Origin of the sequence: Streptomyces alkaliphilus, from assembly GCF_014141535.1 — a bacterium.
In the GTDB taxonomy this organism is placed as follows: domain Bacteria; phylum Actinomycetota; class Actinomycetes; order Streptomycetales; family Streptomycetaceae; genus Streptomyces; species Streptomyces alkaliphilus.
The window spans coordinates 1-4,677 of sequence record NZ_VKHT01000364.1; the positions used below are offsets into that span (position 1 = coordinate 1).

Annotated in this window: 4 protein-coding genes; all 4 read right to left on the reverse strand. The window is 72.7% G+C overall.

All coding sequences use genetic code 11. The annotated features are described in order from the left end of the window. A partial coding sequence (locus FNQ90_RS13050; protein WP_182606538.1) for a replication-associated recombination protein A occupies positions 1-1,378 on the reverse strand: 1,378 nt, incomplete at its 3' end. A gap of 87 nt (positions 1,379-1,465) precedes the next feature. Continuing rightward, entirely contained in the window at positions 1,466-2,125 is a 660-nt protein-coding gene (locus FNQ90_RS13055; protein ID WP_143621738.1) for a vitamin K epoxide reductase family protein, read from the reverse strand. A gap of 177 nt (positions 2,126-2,302) precedes the next feature. Further along, a complete protein-coding gene (gene hisS, locus FNQ90_RS13060) occupies positions 2,303-3,601 on the reverse strand; it encodes a histidine--tRNA ligase (RefSeq protein WP_143621741.1) in 1,299 nt (432 codons plus the stop codon). Positions 3,602-3,704: 103 nt separating this feature from the next. Next, a complete protein-coding gene (locus FNQ90_RS13065; RefSeq protein WP_143621744.1) occupies positions 3,705-4,421 on the reverse strand; it encodes an MBL fold metallo-hydrolase in 717 nt (238 codons plus the stop codon). Positions 4,422-4,677: the final 256 nt, after the last annotated feature.

Consider the following 4,677-nt stretch of genomic DNA (forward strand, 5'->3'; position numbering starts at 1 on the left):
GGGCCTCCCCCACCGCGCCGGGGCGGTCCCGGTCCCCCGCCAGGCGGGCCCGTACCCGCTCGGACACCTCCGCGTAGCGGGCCTCGGCGCCGTGCCGACCGGGTCGGTAGTAGCGCCGACCCCGCGCCGCCTCGGGGGCGTACTGCTGGGCGGCGATGCCACCGGGCAGGTCATGGGGGTAGACGTACGAGGTGCCGTGTCCCAGCGAGCGCGCGCCCGGGTAGTGGCTGTCCCTCAGATGGGCCGGCACCGGTCCGGTGCGTCCGGCCCGGACGTCCCCGAGCGCCTCGTCGATCGCCAGGATCGCGCTGTTGGACTTCGGCGCCAGAGCGAGCGCCAACACCGCCTGGGACAGGATGATCCGGGCCTCGGGGAACCCGATCATCGCCACCGCCTGCGCGGCGGCCACCGCCGTGGGCAGGGCCTGCGGGTCGGCCAGACCGATGTCCTCGCTCGCGGCGATCATCAGACGTCGGGCGATGAACCGCGGGTCCTCCCCGGCGTCGACCATGCGGGCCAGCCAGTGCAGGGCCGCGTCGGCGTCCGAGCCCCGGATCGACTTGATCAGGGCACTGGCCACGTCGTAGTGCTGGTCGCCGTCCCGGTCGTAGGCCACGGCGGCCCGGTCCACCGTGCGTTCCAGCACGGCGGGCGTGATCTCCGTGTCGCCCTCCTCCAAAGTGGCTCCGGCCGCGGCCTCCAGCGCCGTGAGGGCCCGGCGGGCATCCCCTCCGGCCAGCCGCAGCAGGTGCCGCTCGGTTTCCTCTCCGAGGGTCACCGCTGCGTTGAGGCCGCGTTCCCCCGTCACCGCCCGACGCACCAGTTCCCTCAGATCGTCCTCGGTCAGCGGTTCGAGGGTGAGCAGCAGGGAGCGGGAGAGCAGCGGGGTGATCACGGAGAAGTGCGGGTTCTCGGTGGTCGCGGCGATCAGGGTGATCCAGCGGTTCTCCACCGCCGGCAACAGGGAGTCCTGCTGCGCCTTGCTGAAGCGGTGGATCTCGTCCAGGAAGAGCACGGTCTCGCGCCCGTGGGTGCCCACCGCTCGACGGGCGCCCTCGATGACCGCCCGCACCTCCCGCACGCCCGCGCTGATCGCCGACAACTCGGTGAAACGACGGTCGGTGGCGTTGCTGACGATCGAGGCGAGGGTGGTCTTCCCGGTGCCGGGAGGCCCCCACAGGATGACCGAGGCGGGACCGGCCGGCCCGCCGGCCCGGCCCGCCACCAGGCGCCGCAGCGGGGACCCGGGGCGGAGCAGGTGGCGCTGGCCGGCGACCTCGTCGAGGGTGCGCGGCCGCATCCGGACCGCCAATGGCACGGAGGAGGGGTCCTTCTCCCGCCGGTCCTCGGCGGCGGCGGTGAACAGGTCGGCTTCCACTCCCCCGACCCTACCCGGGTGCACGGACGGGGCCGGGCGACCCCCGACGGGTCACCCGGCCCCGGTGGACACGGGGCGCGGTGCCGGTCAGCCGATCCAGTAATCCCACCAGCGGGTGAGGATGAGCATCCCGATGACGCCGACGTGCAGCACCGGCGGAACCCAGTGGAACTCGATCAGACCGCGCCGCAGACCCTCGGGGGCCGGCAGCATCCGGTGTCGCAGGTTGTGCACGGTGGTGTACCAGAACATGAAGATGGTGGCGACCCAGGCCAGGGAGCACCACAGGCACAGGGCACCGATGACGTAGAGCGACTGGTACATCAGCCAGGTGCAGAAGGCCACGCCGAAGAGGGTGCCGACCTGCAGGCCCATCCAGTACCAGCGGCGGTGGCGGGCCCCGGCCAACAGCCCCATGCCGATGGCGATGACCATGCCGTACGTGACCAACCCCAGCATCGGGTTGGGGAAGCCGAAGACCTCCGCCTGCCGGCTCTCCATGATGTTGCCGCAGGAGAGCACCGGGTTGATGCTGCACGCCGGCACGAAGTCCGGGTCCTCCAGCAGGCTGAACTTGTCCAGCGTGATCACCCACGCGGCCAGCAGGCCGAGGAAGCCGGTGATCACCAGGAGCAGGGAGAAACCCCGGCCGGCGCCCACCCCCCCGGGGTCCGGGGAAGCGGTCTCGGTCCCGTGATCGGCGCCGGGCGCGGACGGTGCGTTGTCCAGGGACGCTGTCGTCGTCATGTTCTCCGGTGTCCTCGGTTCCCTCGGTGAGCCGGAACGGCCCTCACCGCCGCACCCGCGCGGCGCTCCGTCCCACCGCGTCGCACCCTGCGACGCGGCACCGCGACCCCGGCCGGCGGGGCACCACCCCGTCCGCCGCCCCCTCGGATCCCACGCACCTCATTGTGCCCCGGGTCGTCACCTTTCCGGCACGGTCGAGGACATCGGGACGGCCGTTTCCAGCCGTTTGAGGACCTCCGCCCCCACTTCCCTCGGGTCCATCGCCTCCTGCTTCCCGGTCGTGAGGTCCTTGAGCTGTACCACGCCCTCGGCCAGGTCCCGCTCCCCGGCGATCACCGCCCAGCGCGCGCCGGACCGCCCGGCCGACTTCATCGCGTTCTTCAGCCCCTTGCCCCCGTAGGCCAGGTCGGCCGCGACCCCGGACCGCCGCAACTCCGTGACCAGGCCGAACAGGGCGGCGGAGGCCTGCTCGCCGAGCGGCACCGCGTAGACGTCGGTGGCGGCCGGAACGGCGGGCGCCACCTCCTCGGCACGGAGGGCGAGGACGGTGCGGTCCACCCCCAGCGCCCAGCCGACCGAGGGCAGCGCCGGGCCGCCGATCATCTCCGACAGACCGTCGTAGCGTCCCCCGCCGCCGATCGCGGCCTGGGCACCCAGGCCGTCGTGCACGAATTCGAAGGTGGTCCTCGTGTAGTAGTCGAGACCGCGCACCAGTGCGGGGTCGTCCTCGTAGGCCACTCCGGCGGCGTCCAGCAGGTCACGGACCCGGGCGTGGTACCCGCGGCAGGGCTCGCACAGGTGGTCCCGCAGCAGGGGGGCGTCGGCGAGCTGCGCCCGAACGGCGGGACGCTTGTCGTCCAGGACCCGCAGCGGGTTGATCTCCGCCCGTCGTCGGGTCTCCTCGTCCAGGTCCAGCCCGCGCAGGAACTCCTGGAGTCGTTCCCGGTAGACCGGCCGACAGGTGCGGTCGCCCAGGGAGTTGAGCAGCAGCCGGACCTCCCGCAGGCCCAGCGCGCGGTGGGCGTCCACCGCCAGCACGATCAGCTCCGCGTCCAGGGCCGGGTCCTCGGCACCGATGGCCTCGGCACCGATCTGGGAGAAGTGCCGGTAGCGACCCTTCTGCGGGCGCTCGTAACGGTAGTAGGAGCCGGAGTACCACAGCTTGACGGGCAGGTTGCCGGCGCGGTGCAGGTTCGCCTCCAGCGCCGCGCGCAGCACGGAGGCCGTGCCCTCGGGGCGCAGCGCCAGCCGGCTGCCGCCCTTGGTGGTGAGGGTGTACATCTCCTTGGTGACGATGTCGGTGGACTCACCCACACCGCGGGCGAAGAGTTCCACGTCCTCGAAACCGGGGGTCTCGACGTAGCCGTAGCCGGCACGGCGCAGCGGTGCCGACAGCGCCTCGCGGACGGCCAGGAACTCCTCGGAGTCCGGCGGCAGCAGGTCGTAGGTGCCCTTGGGGGCCTTGAAAGTGCTCACGGGGATCCGGGTTCCGCTTCTCGACACGCCGGCGCGGTGTCGCCGACGCGGTATCGGGTGATCGTCATGGGTGGCGGGGACGGCGGGCGCGCGGCCCGCCGCCTCACGGGAGGCGACGGGGCGCCGACCCGGGGACCCCGCCCGCGGCACCGGCGGCCAACCGGCTGAGGTAGGGGTTACCGGCCCGCTCACGTCCGATGGTGGTCTGTGGTCCGTGGCCGGAGAGCACCACCGTCTCGTCGTCCAGCGGCAGACACACGCGGGCGAGGGAGTCCATCATCTCGTCGTGGTCACCGCCGGGGAGGTCGGTGCGGCCGATGGAGCCGGCGAACAACAGGTCACCCGAGAAGAACACCGGTGGCAGTTCCGGCCCCTCGGGCATCCGGTAGGTCACCGACCCCTTGGTATGGCCGGGGGCGTGGGCGACCGAGAACTCCATGCCGGCCAACTCCAGCACGTGTCCGTCGGTCAGCTCGCGCAGGTCGTCGGGCTCCCCCACGGTCAGCTCCCCCATCAGGGGGGCTCCGATTGCCCTTCCCAGCGCCTTCTCCGGGTCGGAGAGCATGTACCGGTCCCGCGGGTGGATCCAGGCGGGCACGTCGTGGGCGCCGCAGACCGGCACGACCGAGGCGACGTGATCGATGTGTCCGTGGGTGAGGATGACCGCGACGGGCTTGAGGCGGTGCCGGGCGAGGGTTTCCGCGACCCCGTCCGCGGCTCGGTGCCCCGGGTCGATGATCACGCACTCCTCACCGGGTCCGGGGGCCACCAGGTAGCAGTTGGTGCCCCACGCCCCGGCGGGGAATCCGGCAACGAGCACGGGTGTCACCTTCTCGTTCGCTTCTCGTGCGGCCTCTGTCCGGCCTCTGTCCGGCTTTCGCGCGGTTCTCCGTCCGGTCCCGGGGACGCGGTGCCCCGGCCCCGGGCGTACCACGGACGCCCTGCGTCCGAAAGCCTACAGGGGGCCACCGGCGGGGTCGAACACCTTCCCGCCGGGGCGGCCGGTGTCCCGTCCGCCCGTCCCCGTTATGTTTTCCGCGGTCCTGCAACGGGGCTGCTGGCCTCCGGGCCCGGCA

What these genes read in the sequence shown, in the direction of transcription:
- FNQ90_RS13055 (WP_143621738.1), bottom strand. Translation starts at nt 2,125, where the DNA reads ATGACGACGACAGCGTCCCTGGACAACGCACCGTCCGCGCCCGGCGCC.